Annotated in this window: 16 protein-coding genes; 12 read left to right on the plus strand and 4 right to left on the minus strand. The window is 67.2% G+C overall.

Features of this window, described 5'->3' with window-relative positions:
* Positions 1-4: 4 nt before the first annotated feature.
* Positions 5-1,600: an MFS transporter gene (locus AC3QL3_RS16140; RefSeq protein ID WP_492895102.1), complete on the minus strand. Its 1,596-nt coding sequence runs from the start codon at positions 1,598-1,600 to the stop codon at positions 5-7.
* A gap of 119 nt (positions 1,601-1,719) precedes the next feature.
* Here AC3QL3_RS16140 and AC3QL3_RS16145 point away from each other — a divergent pair, with 119 nt between their 5' ends.
* The gene (locus tag AC3QL3_RS16145) at positions 1,720-2,607 is read left to right on the plus strand and encodes a LysR family transcriptional regulator (protein ID WP_492895103.1); all 888 of its coding nucleotides are present in this window, start codon (positions 1,720-1,722) and stop codon (positions 2,605-2,607) included.
* A gap of 1 nt (position 2,608) precedes the next feature.
* On the opposite strand, the gene AC3QL3_RS16150 is transcribed toward AC3QL3_RS16145, so the two are convergent.
* On the minus strand, positions 2,609-3,691 hold the full coding sequence (locus AC3QL3_RS16150) for a lytic transglycosylase domain-containing protein (protein WP_492895104.1): 1,083 nt from the start codon (positions 3,689-3,691) through the stop codon (positions 2,609-2,611).
* A 168-nt stretch (positions 3,692-3,859) separates the two neighbouring features.
* On the opposite strand from AC3QL3_RS16150, the gene miaB reads away from it, so the two are divergent.
* The 11 genes from miaB (at position 3,860) to AC3QL3_RS16205 (ending at position 15,176) form a co-directional block, all read left to right on the plus strand.
* Positions 3,860-5,212: a tRNA (N6-isopentenyl adenosine(37)-C2)-methylthiotransferase MiaB gene (gene miaB / locus AC3QL3_RS16155; protein ID WP_492895105.1), complete on the plus strand. Its 1,353-nt coding sequence runs from the start codon at positions 3,860-3,862 to the stop codon at positions 5,210-5,212.
* A 36-nt stretch (positions 5,213-5,248) separates the two neighbouring features.
* Positions 5,249-6,223, plus strand: coding sequence for a PhoH family protein (locus AC3QL3_RS16160; protein ID WP_492895106.1), 975 nt, complete (start codon positions 5,249-5,251; stop codon positions 6,221-6,223).
* On the plus strand, positions 6,220-7,089 hold the full coding sequence (locus AC3QL3_RS16165) for an SMP-30/gluconolactonase/LRE family protein (protein ID WP_492895107.1): 870 nt from the start codon (positions 6,220-6,222) through the stop codon (positions 7,087-7,089). The genes AC3QL3_RS16160 and AC3QL3_RS16165 overlap by 4 nt, the downstream gene beginning before the upstream one ends.
* Before the next feature lie 10 nt (positions 7,090-7,099).
* Complete coding sequence (gene ybeY, locus AC3QL3_RS16170) at positions 7,100-7,615, plus strand: rRNA maturation RNase YbeY (RefSeq protein WP_492895108.1); 516 nt, start codon at positions 7,100-7,102, stop codon at positions 7,613-7,615.
* Between the two features lie 82 nt (positions 7,616-7,697).
* Positions 7,698-8,537, plus strand: coding sequence for a CorC family transporter (locus AC3QL3_RS16175; protein ID WP_492895109.1), 840 nt, complete (start codon positions 7,698-7,700; stop codon positions 8,535-8,537).
* Positions 8,538-8,724: 187 nt separating this feature from the next.
* Positions 8,725-9,855 (plus strand): lipoprotein N-acyltransferase Lnb domain-containing protein, encoded by a 1,131-nt coding sequence (locus AC3QL3_RS16180; protein ID WP_492895110.1) that lies wholly within the window; start codon positions 8,725-8,727, stop codon positions 9,853-9,855.
* Between the two features lie 127 nt (positions 9,856-9,982).
* Positions 9,983-11,467, plus strand: coding sequence for a choice-of-anchor Q domain-containing protein (locus AC3QL3_RS16185; protein WP_492895111.1), 1,485 nt, complete (start codon positions 9,983-9,985; stop codon positions 11,465-11,467).
* Positions 11,468-11,479: 12 nt separating this feature from the next.
* A complete protein-coding gene (locus AC3QL3_RS16190; protein ID WP_492895112.1) occupies positions 11,480-11,722 on the plus strand; it encodes a choice-of-anchor Q domain-containing protein in 243 nt (80 codons plus the stop codon).
* A gap of 45 nt (positions 11,723-11,767) precedes the next feature.
* Complete coding sequence (gene corA / locus AC3QL3_RS16195) at positions 11,768-12,811, plus strand: magnesium/cobalt transporter CorA (protein WP_492895113.1); 1,044 nt, start codon at positions 11,768-11,770, stop codon at positions 12,809-12,811.
* A gap of 107 nt (positions 12,812-12,918) precedes the next feature.
* Complete coding sequence (locus tag AC3QL3_RS16200) at positions 12,919-14,982, plus strand: carbon starvation CstA family protein (protein ID WP_492895114.1); 2,064 nt, start codon at positions 12,919-12,921, stop codon at positions 14,980-14,982.
* Positions 14,979-15,176 carry a YbdD/YjiX family protein gene (locus tag AC3QL3_RS16205; protein ID WP_492895115.1) on the plus strand — a complete coding sequence of 66 codons (198 nt, stop codon included), beginning with the start codon at positions 14,979-14,981 and terminating at the stop codon, positions 15,174-15,176. The genes AC3QL3_RS16200 and AC3QL3_RS16205 overlap by 4 nt, the downstream gene beginning before the upstream one ends.
* A 66-nt stretch (positions 15,177-15,242) precedes the next feature.
* Here AC3QL3_RS16205 and AC3QL3_RS16210 read toward each other — a convergent pair whose 3' ends face one another.
* Together AC3QL3_RS16210 and AC3QL3_RS16215 are read right to left on the minus strand one after the other, a co-directional pair.
* Positions 15,243-15,473: a hypothetical protein gene (locus tag AC3QL3_RS16210; RefSeq protein ID WP_492895116.1), complete on the minus strand. Its 231-nt coding sequence runs from the start codon at positions 15,471-15,473 to the stop codon at positions 15,243-15,245.
* An 84-nt stretch (positions 15,474-15,557) separates the two neighbouring features.
* Entirely contained in the window at positions 15,558-17,225 is a 1,668-nt protein-coding gene (locus AC3QL3_RS16215; protein ID WP_492895117.1) for a Mur ligase family protein, read from the minus strand.
* Between the last annotated feature and the right edge of the window lie 68 nt (positions 17,226-17,293).

Genomic DNA, 17,293 nt, shown 5'->3' on the forward strand with positions numbered 1-17,293 from the left:
GCATTCACGCTTCGCAGGGAGCCGCGCGCACGTCGCTGTCGTCCGCATCCGTTTCGCGCGCCGCTTCGGTTTCGACCGCCGGATGCGCTGCCGAGGTACCGAGCAATAGCAACACGAGCACGGCCGTGATCGCGGTCGCGACCGCCAGCGCATAGATCAATCCGCTCGACGCTCCCGCATAGAGCTGCGCCAGGGTCGCCGTTTCGACGTCGGCACCGAGCGCCTGTCCCGCACCAGCAAGATCGGCGATCGAAAGCCGCTGCAACGCGGCCGCGGCATCGCCGACCCCAGGCAGCGCCGCATGCAAGCGCCATCCCAGCAAGGTCGCCAATGCGGCAGCGGCAAGCGCGAGCACGATGCCCTCGCCGGCGACCCGGCTCGCGCCGAAGATGCCGGCCGCCATGCCGGCGCGCTCCTTCGGCACCACGCTGATCGCGAGGCCGTCCATCAGTCCCCACGGCACCGCGGCGCCGATACCGATCAGGGCCAGGGGCGCGATCCAAGCCGGACCGGCCGCGCCGGCCGCGAGTTCGGCCAGCCACAGCAATCCGAGCGCCGAGAGCAGCAAGGCCGCGCTGCACAGAACGCCCGGCGCGATGCGATGACTCAACACGGCGCCGAGGAACGGCACCACCAGCATCGGCGCGGACAGCGCGGCCAACAGCAGGCCGGCGTCGAACGCGCCGTAACCGTCGACGCCGATCAGACGCACCGGCAGCAGCACGATCAGCACGAGATAGCAGAAGCCGGTGCCGATCGGCAGCAATTGCGCGCCGACGAAACGCGGATAACGGAACAGCGCCAGATCCAGCATCGGCCGCGCCGCCCGCTGTTCGATGCGCAAGAACAAGAAGAGGAGTACGACCGAGCCGATCAGCGCAGCCAGCACCAGCGGATGCGACCAGCCGTACTCGGGCGCCTGCAGCACGCCGGCGGTGAAGGCGGCCAGCATCGCGGTGAAGCTCAAGCTGCCGGGCAAGTCGATGCCGGCCGCGGCCGGGTCGCGCGACTCGCGCATACGCGGCACGCCGAATACCGCCGCGGCCGTCGCCACCAGCAGACTGGAAACGAAGATCGTGCGCCAACCCGAATGCTGCACCAGCGCGCCGGCCAAGCTCGGCCCGAACGCGAGGCCGATGCCGAACGTGGTGCCGAGCAGGCTGAACGCGCGCAGCCGCGCCGGACCATGAAATTCCTGCGCCAGCGCCGCGTTGCCGCCGGCCAGCGCCGCCGCCGCGGCGACGCCCTGTGCGGCACGCAAGAGATTGAGCACGAGCAAGTTCGGTGCGAATACGAGCGCGAGCGAAGCGGCCGCGAAGCCGACGATGCCGAACGCGAACACGCGCTTGCGCCCGATCGCATCGGCCAGCGCGCCGGCCGCCATCAGGCAGCTGCCGAAGCCGAGCATGAATGCGTTCGTCATCCAGTTCAGCGCGGCCGGACTGCCGCCGAGTTCGTGCGCGATCGCCGGAATCGCGATCGGCGGGCCGGTGAAGTTCAAGGGCAGCACCAATCCGGCGAGGCAGACGGCGGCGAGGATCAAATAGCGGTCGTGGCGCCCGCGCACGGTCTCGTGCGGCGGCGTGGGGAGGGAAGACATGCCGGTCCAGGAGCGAAGGAAGTTCGGACAGGCTATATATGCCGCAATGCCCGAAAAACCGGCCGGCTTTCCGTTCTTTATGGAAGAATCGGCCGCAATCCCCTACCCCAGCCCTTCCGATGGACAAGTTCGGCAGCTTGCTCGCCTTCGTACGCACCGCCGAGACGCGCAGCTTCGTCGCCAGCGCACGCCTGCTCGGCGTTTCCGCTTCGGCGGTCGGCAAGAGCGTGGCCAAGCTCGAGGCGGAACTCGGCGTGCGCCTGCTCGAACGCAATACGCGCAACGTCAGCCTGACCGAACAAGGCCGCCTGTACTACGAGCGCTGCCGGCCGCTGCTCGACGAACTGGCCGAAACCGAGGCGATGCTGACCCAGGCGATGCAGGCCCCACGCGGGCGCCTGCGCGTGAGCCTGCCGACGGCCGGCTACCGCTTTCTGATGCCGGTGCTGCCGGAATTTCTAGCGCGCTATCCGGCGGTCGAGCTCGATCTGGATTTCGATGACCAGCTGGTCGATGTGATCGCCGACGGTTTCGATCTGGTCATCCGCAGCGGCGCGATGCCCGATTCACGCCTGCAAGCGCGACGGCTGATGCCGTTCTGCTTCCGTCTGTGCGCCTCGCCGGCTTACCTCGCCGAGCGCGGCACGCCCAGGCGCCCAGCCGATCTGGAAAAGCACGCCTGCATCCATTTCCGCTTCGCCCACAGCGGCAAGCTGCAGGAATGGGCGCTCAAACTCGAACCCGGCGAGCGTCCGCCGCAACTGCCGGTGAGCCTGATCTGCAGCAACAGCGAGGCCGCGATCGACGCGGCATTGCGCGGCCTCGGCATCGTCTACAGCGTCAATTTCCTGGTCGACGACGCGCTGGCGCAAGGCACCCTGGTGCGCGTGCTGGCCAACCACGAGGCGCAGTCCGGTCAGTTCTGGTTGCTGTGGCCGAGCCAGAAGCAGATGACGCCGAAGCTGCGCGTCTTTCTCGACTTTCTCGCCACGCGCCTGGGCGTCTGACTTACAGGGCCTTGGAGTAGCGGTCCCGCAACGTCGCCACGCGCTGCACGTAGACCTGCGTTTCGTCGTAGGGCGGGATGCCGCGATAACGCTGCACCGCGCCCGGGCCGGCGTTATACGCGGCGGTGGCGAGCTGGGCGTCGCCGTTGAAGGTTTGCAGCAGCTGCGACAGATAACGCGCGCCGCCGCGGATGTTCTGGCCGACGTCGAACGCGTCCGTCACGCCGAGATCGTTGGCGGTGCCGGGCATCAGCTGCATCAAGCCTTGCGCGCCCTTGGTCGACATCGCCATCGGATTGAACGCGGATTCGGCGTGGATCACCGCGCGCAGGAGCGCGCTGTCGAGACCGAAATCGGAGGCTGCCGCGGCGATCTCGTTCTTGTACGCATCCAGATTGAGCGCGGTGCGCGCGAAGTCGATCTTCGAGTGCAGATCGCAGGCGACGCAGGTCGCGATGTAGGTGAACAGCACCGCGAACGCGCCGCCCTTCGGCCGCACATTGGTGTACTCGACGATGCCGTCGTTGCGCTGCACGCGATAGACCGAGCCGCGCACGATCTTGGTGCTCACCAACGGCGCCGGCGCGACGAACGCGGCCACCTCGCGCGCCGGTTGCTTGGCCTTCGGCCGCGGCCGATACGGCGCGGCGATGAACGACGGCGTTCCGACCAGCTCCGCGCTGCTGGCGACATCGGCCAGTACGGTGGAGAAATCCTCGGGCACGAACGGCTGGGTGCTTTGCGCGCCGGCGCGCACGAGAGCGAACGAGGCGCGCGCCGCGCCGGGCGGGTCGACCGCGGCGCTGCCGACGACGGCGGAAAAATCTGCTTTAGTCTGCGGATTCTCCTCGTACACCCAGCGCTGCGTGGTCGAGGTGCGCAGCTTGGGTGCGGCTGCGACGACGGGCGCGACCGGCGTCGGCTTCTTCGGCGCGCTGTCGGCGTAATGCGACAGCGCCTTGCACTTGGGAAAGCCGTCCGGCTTGTTGGTGTAGGCGATCACGCCGTCCTTCGCTTCGCAGCGGTACAGCACGCCGGCCGCGGCCGGCCGCGCGCACGCGAACGCACCGAGGCCGAGCGCCAAACAACAGAAAAGGGATCCGACCGATCGCAGCATGAGCGCTATGGAACTCTTTTTCCGCACGAAGTTTCCGCCGACTGTTTCCGAAACCCGACGCGACCACCCTCGCGCCGTGCTTGGCGAGGCGCGGTTGTACCACGTAAACTAGTGAACTTCCTAGGATTTGTGCACATGTCCGGCAAGCTCTACATCAAGACCCACGGTTGCCAGATGAACGAGTACGACTCGGCCAAAATGGCCGACGTGCTCGCCGCCGCGCACGGGCTCGAGCTGACCGCGAACGAGGCCGAGGCCGACGTGATCCTGATCAACACCTGCTCGATCCGCGAGAAGGCGCAGGAGAAGGTTTTCAGCCAGCTCGGCCGCTGGCGCGAACTGAAAGCCGCCAACAGCGCGGTGGTGATCGGCGTCGGCGGCTGCGTCGCCAGCCAAGAGGGCGAAGCGATCGTCAAGCGCGCGCCGTTCGTCGATCTCGTGTTCGGCCCGCAAACCCTGCACCGCCTGCCGGCGATGATCGAAGCGCGCCGCAGCACCGGCCGGCCGCAGGTCGACATTTCTTTTCCTGAGATCGAGAAGTTCGACAAGCTGCCCGAGCCGCGCGCGGAGGGCCCGAGCGCGTTCGTCTCGATCATGGAAGGCTGCTCGAAGTACTGCTCGTTCTGCGTCGTGCCCTACACGCGCGGCGAGGAGATCAGCCGGCCGTTCGACGACGTCGTCACCGAAATCGCGACGCTGGCCGAACAAGGCGTGCGCGAGATCAACCTGCTGGGCCAGAACGTCAACGCCTACCGCGGCGCGATGCACGAGGGCGGCACCGCCGACCTGGGCTTGCTGATCCACGCGATCGCCGAGATCGACGGCATCGGCCGCATCCGCTTCACCACCTCGCATCCGCTGGAGTTCTCCGACTCCCTGGTCGAGGCCTATGCGAACGTGCCCCAGCTCGCCGACTATCTGCATCTGCCGGTGCAGTCCGGCTCCGACCGCATCCTCGCCGCGATGAAGCGCGGCTACACCGCGCTCGAGTTCAAGCAGAAGATCCGCAAGCTGCGCGCCGTGCGTCCGGACATCTGCATCTCCTCGGACTTCATCGTCGGCTTCCCCGGCGAGACCGACGCCGACTTCGACAAGACGATGAAGCTGATCGACGACGTCGGCTTCGACCAGAGCTTCTCCTTCATCTATTCCAAGCGCCCCGGCACGCCGGCCGCGAACCTCGCCGACGACACCTCCGCTGCGATCAAGCACGCGCGCCTCGAGCGCCTGCAAGCGGCGCTCAACGCGAATGCGAAAACGATCAGCGAAGCGATGATCGGCAGCGTGCAGCGCGTGCTGGTCGAAGGCCCGAGCCGCAAGAACCCGAGCGAACTGACCGGCAAGACCGAGAACATGCGCTCGGTCAACTTCCCCGCTCCGCCGCGCCTGATCGGCCAGTTCGTGGATGTCACCATCACCGAAGCGCTGACCAATTCGCTGCGCGGGCGCGTGGCGCTCGACGACGAACGCAGCGCATCCGCCGCGTAGACGGGCAGAAGAAGAGCGCGCTACGCTCGCGCGCCTATGCCCAATCTCATCCAGCACGACTTCACTCTCGAACCCGCCGACGGCGAGCGCCTGGCCAATCTGGCCGGCCCGTTCGACGAGCATCTGCGTCAAATCGAATTGCGCCTCGGCCTCGAGATCGCCAATCGCGGCAACGTGTTCCGCCTGAGCGGCAACGAGCAGGCGGTCAAGCTCGGCGAACGCATCTTGCACGAGCTGTACGCGGCGACCGCGGAGGAGACGCTGACCGGCGCGCAGATCAATCTGCATCTGTCCGAGTCGGACGTCGACGCGGCGCAGGCGCGCGCCGCCGAAGGCGCACAAGACGTCGCCGTCAAGACCAAGCGCGGCACCGTGCGCGGACGCGGCGCGAACCAGACGCGCTATCTGCACGCGATCGCCACGCACGACATCAACTTCGGCGTCGGCCCGGCCGGTACCGGCAAAACTTATCTCGCCGTCGCGATGGCGGTCGATGCGCTGAACGACAATCGCGTGCAGCGCCTGATCCTCGTGCGCCCCGCGGTCGAGGCCGGCGAGAAACTCGGCTTTCTGCCCGGCGATCTGACGCAGAAGGTCGATCCGTACCTGCGCCCGCTGTACGACGCCTTGTACGAAATGCTCGGCATCGAACGCGTGATGAAGCTGATCGAGCGCAACGTGATCGAGATCGCCCCGCTCGCCTACATGCGCGGACGCACCTTGAACGATGCCTTCGTCATCCTCGACGAGGCGCAGAACACCACCGTCGAGCAGATGAAGATGTTCCTGACCCGCATCGGCTTCGGCTCGGTCGCGGTGGTCACCGGCGACATCAGCCAGACCGACCTGCCCAAGCACGTGAAGTCCGGCTTGCGCGATGCAATCGACGTGCTGCGCGAGGTCGACGGTGTCAGCTTCACGTTCTTCACCGCCAAGGACGTCGTTCGCCATCCGCTGGTGCAGCGCATCGTGCACGCCTACGAGGCGCGCGAACAGGAGCAGACGCGATGATCGTTCGTACCGTTGCCGTTGCCACCATGCTCGCGGGCGTGACGGCCGGCGCTTCCGCGCAGAGCCTGAACGGCCCCGAGAGCATCGAATTCCATCCGCGCAGCGGCCGCTACTTCATCAGCAACACCGCCGGCGGCATCCAGCAGCGCGCACCGGACGGCAGCTTGACCCTGTTCACCGACGCGCCGAGTTCGCCCTACGGCATCGAGCTGCTCGGCGGCGTGCTGTACGCGCTCGACTCGGGGCATCTGAAAGGCTACGACGTCGACAGCGCTGAAGAAGTGCTCGATCTCGCCATCACCGGCGCGTCGTTTCTCAACGGCATCGCCTCCGACGGCGCGCATACGCTCTACATCAGCGACTTCAGCGGCAAGAAGATCTACCGCGTCGACGTGAGCGATCTGGCAGCGCCGACGCAAAGCGTGCTGACGCCAACGACGCAGACGCCGAACGGCCTGGTCTACGAACGCAGCGGCAATCGTCTGCTGGTGGCGACCTGGGGCAGCAACGCGAAAGTCCTCGAAATCGATCTCGACGCAGAAACTCCGGCGCCGCAAACGCTGATCCAGACCTCGCTCGGCAGCATCGACGGCATCGCGCTCGATTGCCACGGCGCGATCGTGGTCGCACCGTGGTCCTGCGGCAGCGGCGGCTGCCTGCGCCGCTTCGATCCGCCGTTCGCGTTGGATTCCCCGGCGCAGGTCGTCGCCGACGGTTTGTCCAATCCGGCCGACATCGATTACAACCGCCGCAGCGGCGAGATCGCCGTGCCGGAATCGGGCGCGGACGAAGTCAGCTTCCACCCGACCGGCGACGCTGCGGCCAGCTGCGAAGCCGCCGTATTCGCCGACGACTTCGAGCGCTGAGCCCGCAGCGATGAGCGCGCGCAAGCAGACGACCTCCGCGGCGAAGCCCAAGCGTGCCGCCGAGCTGCCGCTCAAATTCTCGATGTGGCTGAAGAACGAAGCCGGCCGCAAAGGCGTGCCGCTGCTGCCGAGCTTCGAGCGCTGGCTGACTGCGATCCCCGAGCTGCGCCGCCCGCATCATTGGACCGAGCTGAACATCCTGATCGTCGGCCAGGCCGCCGGCCGGCGTTACAACCGCGAGTTCCGCGGCCGCGACTACGCCACCAACGTGCTCAGCTTTCCCTACGAGGCCGCGCCCGGCGAGCACTCCGGCCTGCTCGGCGACCTCGTCATCTGCGCGCCGGTGGTCGCGCGCGAAGCGCGCGAGCAAGGCAAGAACGCACGCGACCACTACGCGCACCTGACCATCCACGGCGTCTTGCATCTGCTCGGCTACGACCACGAAACCGATGCCGACGCCGAGCGCATGGAGGCGCTGGAACGCGCCGTGCTCGCCTCGCTCGGCATCGCCGATCCCTACGCCTGAGGCCCGTGCCGCCGTCGAATTTGCCTGCAACGCGCATTTGCTACACTGCGGCCCCGCCCGGCTGGGCCTGTATGCAGTGGAAATGAGCGAGGACCCTCCCAGTAGTCCCCCGCCACGATCGTGGTTCGAGCGCATCACCCAAGCGCTCTCGGGAGAACCGCAGAGCCGCGAAGAATTAATCGAGGAGCTGCGCCACGCGCAGACCAACGGCCTGCTGTCGAACGACACCTTGTCGATGGTCGAAGGCGCGTTCGAGGTCGCCGAACTCAACGTGGCCGACGTCATGGTGCCGCGCGCGCAAATGGTGTCGCTGCCGATCGACGCGCCGCTGCCGCAGATTCTCGACATCGTCATCGAGTCGGGCCATTCGCGCTTCCCGGTACACGCCGGCGACAAAGACGAAATCGTCGGCATCCTGCTCGCCAAAGATCTGCTGCGCTGCATGCAGGGCAGCACGCAGGACATCCGTCCGCTGCTGCGCCCGGTCACGATGATTCCCGAATCCAAGCGGCTGAACATCCTGTTGAAGGAGTTCCGCCTCTCGCGCAGCCACATGGCGGTCGTGGTCGACGAGTACGGCGGCGTCGCCGGCCTGGTCACGATCGAGGACGTGCTCGAACAGATCGTCGGCGACATCGACGACGAGCACGACGACGACGACGACGAACAGACCCTGATCCAGTCCGGCGCGAACGGCGAGTTCCTGGTCAACGCGCTGACGCCGATCGCCGAATTCAACGAACGCTTCGGCAGCGACTTCAGCGACGAAGAGTTCGACACCATCGGCGGCATGGTCACCTCGGAAGTCGGCCACCTGCCCGAGGTCGGCGAAGAAGCGGTATTCGCCGGCTTCCATTTCCAGGTGACCAAGGCCGACGCGCGCCGCGTGCTGCAATTTTCGGTGCGTGTGCATGAGGCTTGAGGGCGGGGATTGGGGATTGGGGATTCGGGATTCGGGAAAGCGGGGCTTTCGCGCGCGGATCGTCAGCGCCTGCCTGTTGCTTTTTTGCTTTCTCGCGCTGGCCAGCGGCGCTAACGCCCAGACTCAAACCGACCCTGCTTCTACCCAATCCCCAATCCCCAATCCCCAATCCCCGCTCCACATCAGCTTGCTGACGATAGGCCCCGGCCCGATCTTCTTCGAGCGCTTCGGCCACAACGCGATCGTCGTGCGCGACGAAATCGGCGGCGATGCGGTCGCTTACAACTACGGCATCTTCGATTTCGACGAGGGCGACTTCCTCGCCAACTTCGCGCGTGGACGCATGCGCTATCGCATCGCCGCCGACGATCTCGCCGACGATCTCGCCATGTACCGCGCCGAGCGGCGCGAGATCGTCGAGCAGCGGCTCGATTTCTCGCCCGAACAGGCGCAGGCGCTGGCCACCTATCTCGAGTGGAACGCGCGGCCGGAAAACGCGCTGTACCGCTACGAATACTTCACCGCCAACTGCTCCACCCGTGTGCGCGATGCGCTCGACCGCGCGCTCGGCGGCGCGCTGCATGCGCAGAGCGAGGGCCGCTCGCGCGGTTACACCTATCGCCTCGACGCGCTGCGCCTGATGGCGCCGGAGCCTGCGCTGATGCTGCTGATCGATCTCGGCCTCGGCCCGTTCGCGGACCAGCGCCTGGACTATTGGCAGGAAAGCTTCGTACCCGAAACGCTGCGCCACGTGATCGGCGAGATGCGCATCACCGGCTCCGACGGCAGCGCACGGCCGCTGGTCGTCGGCGAGCAGGTTCTCGCGCGCGGCGAGATCGAAATGCCGCCGGCGCTGCCGCCCGATCTGCGTTGGCCGTTCCTGTTCGGCGGACTCGCGCTCGGCCTGGCGCTGTACTGGCTGGCCGGCCGCCGCCATGCAATTGCGCGCATCACGCTGGGCGGTTTCGCGATCCTGTTCGAACTCGTCTGCGGCATCGGCGGCCTCGTGCTGCTCTTCCTCTGGTTCGGCAGCGAGCATCTCGCCGCCTGGCGCAACGAGAACCTGTTCCTGCTCAATCCGCTGTGCCTGCTGCTGTTGCCGGCGTGGATCGCAGCATTGCGCGGCCGGCTCGCACGGCCCTGGGCGCGCTTGGTCGCTTGGCTGATCGTGCTCGGCGCCGCGTTCGCGCTGTTCTCCAAGATCCTGCCTTGGTTCGCGCAGGAGAACTTGCATTGGATCGTGCTGCTCCTGCCCGTGCATCTCGCTCTTGCGCTCGCGTTGCCGCGCGTCGCCGCAGCGCGTAAACGATCGCGATGATCGACTCCGCACGGGCCTTCGTGCCCGCGCCCGTGTTAGCGTCCCGCGCATGCCGATGATTCTTTCGCACGGATGTGCGCAACATCCGACTCCATCGCTGCGCTCGTCGATTTTTTGCGCGCCAGCCTTGCTTGCCCTGTGCAGCCTCGCGTTCGCCGCGCCGCTCGCCGCGGCGACGATCACCGTCGACATCGCCGGCGATGTCTCGACACCCGGCGCCTGCTCACTGCGCGACGCCGTACGCGCCGCCAATCTCGACGCTGCCACGCAAGGCTGCGCGGCAGGCGCCGGCGCCGACGTGATCCGCTTCGCGGCTGCGATCAATGCGGTCGATCTGCTCGCCGCCGGCGGCGGCTCGCTGCGCATCGAAAGCGTGCTGACGCTCGATGGTGAAAACCGCAACGTGACGATCCGCCGCCCCTCGACGCAAACTGCCTTCCGCGTGATCGATGCGAGCAGTCTTTCCGCTCAGCTGAGCTTGAACCGAATCACGATCCGCGGCGGCAGCGTGACCAGCAGCGACGGCGGCTCATCCGGCGCCGGCGGCGGCATCAATGCGCGTGCCGACCTGACCCTGGTCGACAGCGCGGTGATCGGCAACGCCTCCAGCGTCGGCGAAGGCGGCGGCCTCTACAGCTTCGGCAACATCAGCTTGACGCGCAGCGTGGTGCAGTCCAATTCGACCGTCGATGCGGACGGTGGCGGCATCAGCCTGTTCGGCCATCTCACCCTGGTCGACAGCGAAGTCGCCGCCAACTCGATCTCCGGCACATCCGGCAGCGGCGGCGGCATCAACGCGATGGGCGGCGCCACCTTGACCCGCAGCCAGGTCCGCGACAACCGCATAAGCGGCGGCACGGGTGGCGGCATCAACGCGTTTTCCAGCGTCGAGCTGATCGACAGCGGCGTCTGGGGCAATTGGACCTCGGCGATGAATGGCTCCGGCGGCGGTATCTGGAGTTTCAACGACGTGCGCCTGAGCGGCAGCGCGGTGTTCGGCAACCAGACCTTCGAGCCCAACGGCAGTGGCGCCGGCATCTGGAGCATGCGCAAGGTCGCGCTGCTCAACAGCACGGTTTCGGGCAACTACGCGCGTACCGCGAGTGGCGCCGGCATTGTCGCCATGGGCGCCGATTCGACCGCCGACGAGTCCGTGCTGAGCCTGGTCAGCAGCACGGTCGCCACCAACCGTTCGAACATCGACTCGCCACGCAGTTCCAGCGGCATCCAGGTCGGCTCGATGGGTCAGGGCAAGATCGCCTTGCGCAGCAGCGTGGTGTTCGGCAACAGCGGCGTCGATCTCGTTTCATCTGCGCCGATCGTCGCGCTCGGATCGCACAGCCTGGTCGGCAGCGCCGATGCCGCCGTCACCCTGCCCGCGGACACGCTGCACTGCGATCCGCACCTGCAGCTACTGGCCTTCAACGGCGGCCCCACCGCCACGCAAGCCTTGGCCGGCGACTCCTGCGCAATCGATGCCGGCAACAACGAGGCGGCCCTGCCCTACGACCAGCGCGGCGCGGGCTATCCGCGCGTGATCGGCGGCGCTGCGGACATCGGCGCGTTCGAGTTCCGCGACCTCATCTTCGCCGACGGTTTCGACGGTGGTTGAGCCACCGGCGGCGTGACGAAAAGGCCGCTACACGGGCGCGCAAATCCCTCTACGCAATCTTTTGTAAAAATCCGACGCACGCCGACGCATGCGCTGCCGACCGGCTCCTGTGCGATCGACGCCGGCCACAACGACGCGGCGCTCGGAACCGACCAGCGCGGCGGCGGCTTCCAGCGCGTGGAAGGCCCCGCCGCCGACATCGGCGCGTTCGAGTGGCGCGGCCCCATCTTCCGCGACGGTTTCGAGGAGGCCTGAGCACCGGCCGGACGTATGGCAGTCCCCGCGTGGATTGCCGTTGTCATGTCCGAGCGGCATCATCGGCGCATGGGCTTCCATCCGACTAATCTGCCGACCGATCCGACCTGCAAGGATCCGATGGTCGTCAACTGCGTCGCCTACTCGGCCGACGGGCGCAAACTGCGCGACATCACCATCGACGAGATCAGCGACGTCCTCGAAACGCCGGACGAATGGGTCTGGGTCGGACTGCGCGAACCGACCGAGGAGCTGTTGGAAAAGCTGCAGGAGGAATTCGGCCTGCACGAACTCGCGGTCGAGGACGCGCACACCGCGCATCAGCGCGCCAAGATCGAGGTCTACGGCGATTCGCTGTTCATCGTCGCGCACACGGCGCAGACCGTGAACGGCAAGATCGCGTTTGGCGAAACCCACCTGTTCCTCGGCAAACGCTACATCGTGACGGTGCGTCACGGCGCCTCGCTCAGCTATGCGACCGCGCGGCGCGGCTGCGAACAGGCGCCGGAGTTGATGGCGTTGGGGCCGGGCTACTGCGTCTACGCCGTACTCGACTTCATCGTCGACAACTTCTTCCCGATCGTGCGCGAGTTCCGCGAGGAGCTGCAGGAGCTGGAAGAGGAAGTCTTCCAAGACACCTTCAAGCGCGAGACGATCCGGCGCTTGTACGAATTGAAGAAAGAGCTGGTGATCCTGCGCCTGGCGATCGCACCGATCCAGGACATCCTCAACCAGCTCGTGCGTCAGTACCCCGGCGTGATTCGCGACGAGGTGCGGCCGTACTTCCGCGACGTCTACGACCACGCCGCGCGCATCAACGAGTCGACCGACACCATGCGCGAGATGCTGACCGCGGCGATCAGCGTCAACCTCGCCCTGGTCGGCGTGGCGCAGAACGAAGTGGTCAAGCGCCTGGCCGGCTGGGCCGCCCTGCTCGCCGCGCCGACCCTGATCGCGAGCTGGTACGGCATGAACTTCCATCACATGCCCGAGCTCGACAAACCCTGGGGATACCAGGCGATGATCGCCGGCACCATCGGCATCTGCAGCGTGCTGTATTGGGTGCTGCGACGCGCGAAGTGGCTGTAGTCCCGCGCACGCGACCGGGGTATTCGACGAAAGGCTAATGCGGCGCGTCTTGACCCGTCCCCGGCGACGGCACAGGCTCGCACCCGGTGCTGGCATTCGGGGGTCGCATGAATTCGATAGCTGGGAAACTCGGCTGGACCGTCGTCGCCTTGATCGGCGCGTTCTGTCTCGGCACGATCGCGCTGCATCGCGGCGAGACGATCAATGCGATCTGGCTGGTCGCTGCGGCGACCTCGATCTTCTTCATCGGCTACCGCTTCTACAGCCGCTACATCGCCGACAAGGCGCTCGTGCTCGACGGCACGCGCGCGACGCCGGCGGTGCGGCGCAACGACGGCCTCGACTACGTGCCGACCGACAAATGGGTCGTGTTCGGCCACCACTTCGCCGCGATCGCCGGCGCCGGCCCCCTGGTCGGTCCGGTGCTGGCAGCACAGATGGGGTATCTGCCCGGCACCTTGTGGATCCTGTTCGGCGTGATCCTCGCCGGCGCGGTGCAGGACTTCATGATCCTGTTCCTGTCGGTGCGCCGCGACGGCCGCTCGCTCGGCGAAATGGTGCGCGCCGAACTCGGACCGACCGCCGGCGTGATCGCGATGATCGGCATCCTGATGATCATGTTCATCATCCTGGCCGTGCTCGCCCTGGTGGTGGTGAAGGCGCTGGCGGAAAGTCCGTGGGGCACCTTCACCGTCGCGATGACGATGCCGATCGCGGTGTTCATGGGCGTGTACCTGCGCTACCTGCGCCCCGGCCGCGTGCTGGAAGTCTCGGTCATCGGCCTGGTGCTCTTGATCGTCTCGATCTGGCTCGGCGGCGTGGTCGCGCACGATCCCGCCTGGGCCGCGATGTTCCACTTCAACGGCCGCCAACTGGCCTGGATGCTGATCGGTTACGGCTTCGTCGCCTCGGTGTTGCCGGTGTGGCTGCTGCTGGCGCCGCGCGATTACCTCTCGACCTTCCTCAAGATCGGCACCATCGTGCTGCTCGCGCTCGGCATCCTGATCGCCGCGCCCGAGCTGCGCATGCCGGCGCTGACCAAGTTCATCGACGGCTCCGGTCCGGTGTTCGCCGGCAACCTGTTCCCGTTCCTCTTCATCACCATCGCCTGCGGCGCGGTGTCGGGCTGGCATTCGCTGATCTCTTCCGGCACCACGCCCAAGCTGCTCGCCAACGAAAGCGAAGCGCGCCTGGTCGGCTACGGCTCGATGCTGATGGAAGCGTTCGTCGCGATCATGGCGCTGATCGCCGCCTGCGTACTCGATCCGGGCATCTACTTCGCGATGAACTCGCCTGGCGCGCTGATCGGCACCACGGTCGAATCGGCGGCGCAGGCGATCAGTTCCTGGGGTTTCGTCATTACGCCGGACGTGCTCGCGCAGACCGCCAAGGACATCGGCGAGAACTCGATCCTGTCGCGTGCCGGCGGCGCGCCGACCTTGGCGGTCGGCATGGCGCACATCATCCATCAGGTCATCGCCGGCGAAGGCATGATGGCGTTCTGGTACCACTACGCGATCCTGTTCGAAGCGCTGTTCATCCTGACCACGGTCGACGCCGGCACGCGCGTCGGCCGCTTCATGATCCAGGAGCTGGCCGGCCTCGCGGTGCCTGCGCTGAAGAAGACCGAGTCGTGGACGGCGAACCTGATCGCGACCGGACTGTGCGTCGCCTGCTGGGGCTACTTCCTCTATCAGGGCGTGGTCGATCCGCTCGGCGGCATCAACACGCTGTGGCCGCTGTTCGGCATCGCCAACCAGATGCTCGCCGCGATCGCGCTGACCCTCGCCTGCGTCTGCCTGATCAAGATGAAGCGCGAGAAGTATCTCTGGATACCGCTGCTGCCGACCGTGTGGCTGGCGATCTGCACGCTCACCGCCGGCTGGCAGAAGGTGTTCAGCGACGACGTCAAGGTCAGCTTCCTCGCGCATGCGAAGAAGTACTCGGCCGCGCTCGACGCAGGTCAGGTCCTGGCGCCGGCGAAATCGATCGACGACATGCATCGCATCCTCGTCAACGACTACGTCGACGCGACACTGGCCCTGCTCTTCATGCTGGTGGTGATCTCGGTGATCGGCTTCGGCCTGCGTGCCGCGTTCGCCGCGCGCCGCAGCGCGACGGCGACCGCACAAGAGACGCCTTACGTCGCGCTGGCCGGAACGGCACGATGAACGCGCGGCCGCTGCAACGGTTCTGGCGCGGCTGCGTGCGCATCGCGCGCCAGCTGATCGGCGTGCCCGACTACGACGTCTACATCGCGCACCTGCGCGCACACCATCCCGAACGCGCGATTCCGAGCTATCGAGAATTCTTCAACGAGCGTCAGCTCGCGCGCTACAAGGGTGGCGGCGGGCGTTGTTGTTGAGGCGCGTCTAGGCGGCTTCGACGACGATCGCGGCGCGGCGAACCTGCGGCCGCTTGACGCACGTCCTCAAGCGCGCGTCGGCCATGCGGAAAGCGCCGCGATGAATTCGTCGAGCGTCAGCTGCAGCGGTGCGGCGTCGTCGTTCCAAAGGTGCTCGATAAGGGCACCGTCGGACGAGAAAGTGACGGTGAAGGCATTTCCGGTCGCGTCGAGTTCGCTGTGGTGGCCGGCTCGAACGTTGTGGGCGGGCCCGAGATAGAAATCGCGGCAGGCCGCCGTCCGCACCTCGCTCTGCAAGAACTCATCCAATAGCGAAGGCATGATCCCGACTCCCGGGTTTCCCTCGTGCGAAACACGACGGAGTTTTTACCGACCCTATTCTCAAGACGCGAGAGGCAGCGGCGCGCCGGCCTGCCACCGCATCGCCTGCAAGCTTTGCAGCAAGGCGTCGACGCGCGGCTTGGTCGCGCCGCCGTGCACGAGCAGCAGGAGCACGTCGCCAGCGCGTGCCCAGTCCAATAGGGCAAGCATCGCACCGAATTCATCGAGGCATTCAACGATGCGCTCCGGCGCAAGGCCGCCTCGCACCAGCTCGGTGCGCAGCAGCGCGGGGACGGCGCCGACTTCCCTGCCGCGCAGCATGCCTTCGATGTCCTTGAGGATGACGCGCTCGGGCGAGAACTGCGCCGCGACCGCGGCGAGTTCGCGAATCTCGGCGTCCTCGCGATTGCCGGCCTGACCGAGCACGAGGCCGAGCCGGCCGCGGCGCGGGCGCGTGGCGAGTTCGAGCAGCGCGCGCAAGCCATCCGGATTGTGCGCGTAGTCGACGAACACCTCGATGCCGCCGACGGCCCAGTGCTGCAGGCGCCCCGGATTGTCTTCGCGTGCTGCGCCGAAGCGTGCGAACAGCTTGAGCAAGGTCGACGGTGCGACCCCAAGCGCATGCGCGGCGAGCGCAGCAGCGGCGAGATTGGCGATGTTGTAGCGCGCCGCGCCGCCGAAGCTCAGCGGCATCGCCGCGACGGCACCGAGGTCGTATTCGCTGCCGCCGGCGTCGAGGATCAGGCGGCCGTCGCGCAGGCCGCAGCAGCAGCTGGCGCCGGCCTGCGCACGCGCCTGTGCCAGATCGAGCGCGAACCAGGCGAGTCGACGCTGCATGCGCGCACCGGCGCGCGCGAGCAGTGCATCGTCGGCGTTCAATACGAGCACACCGTCGCGACCTAGCGCGTGCGCGACGCTGAGCTTGACCGCGGCGAGGTCGTCGAGATCGTGCACGCCGTATTCGCCGAAGTGGTCGTCGCTGATGTTGGTCACCACGGCGACGTCGGCATGCTGCACGGCGAGGCCGCGCCGCAACAGACCGCCGCGCGCGGTTTCGAGCACGGCCGCGTCGACATTTCCGGCGCGCAGCGCGACGCGCGCGCCAGCCGGACCGGAGTAATCGCCGGCTGCGAGCGCGGCACCGTCGACGAAGACGCCGTCGGTGCAGGTGTAGCCGACGTGGCGCCCGTGCGCGCGCAGCGCCGCCGCGAGCAGGCGCGTGGTGGTGGTCTTGCCGTTGGAGCCGGTCACCAACGCGATCGGCGCATCCTGCAGCGCGTTCCAGTCGATCTCGGCCGGCGCCGGCAGCGCGCCCGGCGACCAGCTGCGCGAACCGCGGCCGACGCCGAGCGAGACGGCGTCGTCGTCGATCAGCACGGTCAATCCGCGCGCTTGGGCAGCACCTACCAGTTCGACCAAGGCCGGATCGCGCTCGGCCGCGGCGAAGGCGCGCAGCGTGCGCAGCGCGGAGGGTTCGTCCCAGGCGGCCGGATGGCCGGGCGCATGGAAGCGTGCGAATCCGTCGTCCGATATCGCGTCGTCGCTTCCTTGCGTGAGCGCCGACGACAGCGCCCATTCGTTGACTTCGGTCGCCGTCAGCAGCTGATCGAGCGGCGCTGCGAACGCGAGCGAGGCGCCGCTCGGGTGCAGGCGCGCGAGCAAGGCCGCGTCCGGCCAGCCGAGTGCCGTGCGCACGCGGCGCACGCGCGCTTCCCAGTCGGCGAGCACGCCGGCGCCGCTCGCGCGGCCGACGGTCTCCAGTACCGCGCCGACGTCGGCGAAGTACAGGTTGTAAC

Source organism: Dokdonella sp. GW821-FHT11D02, assembly GCF_058808595.1.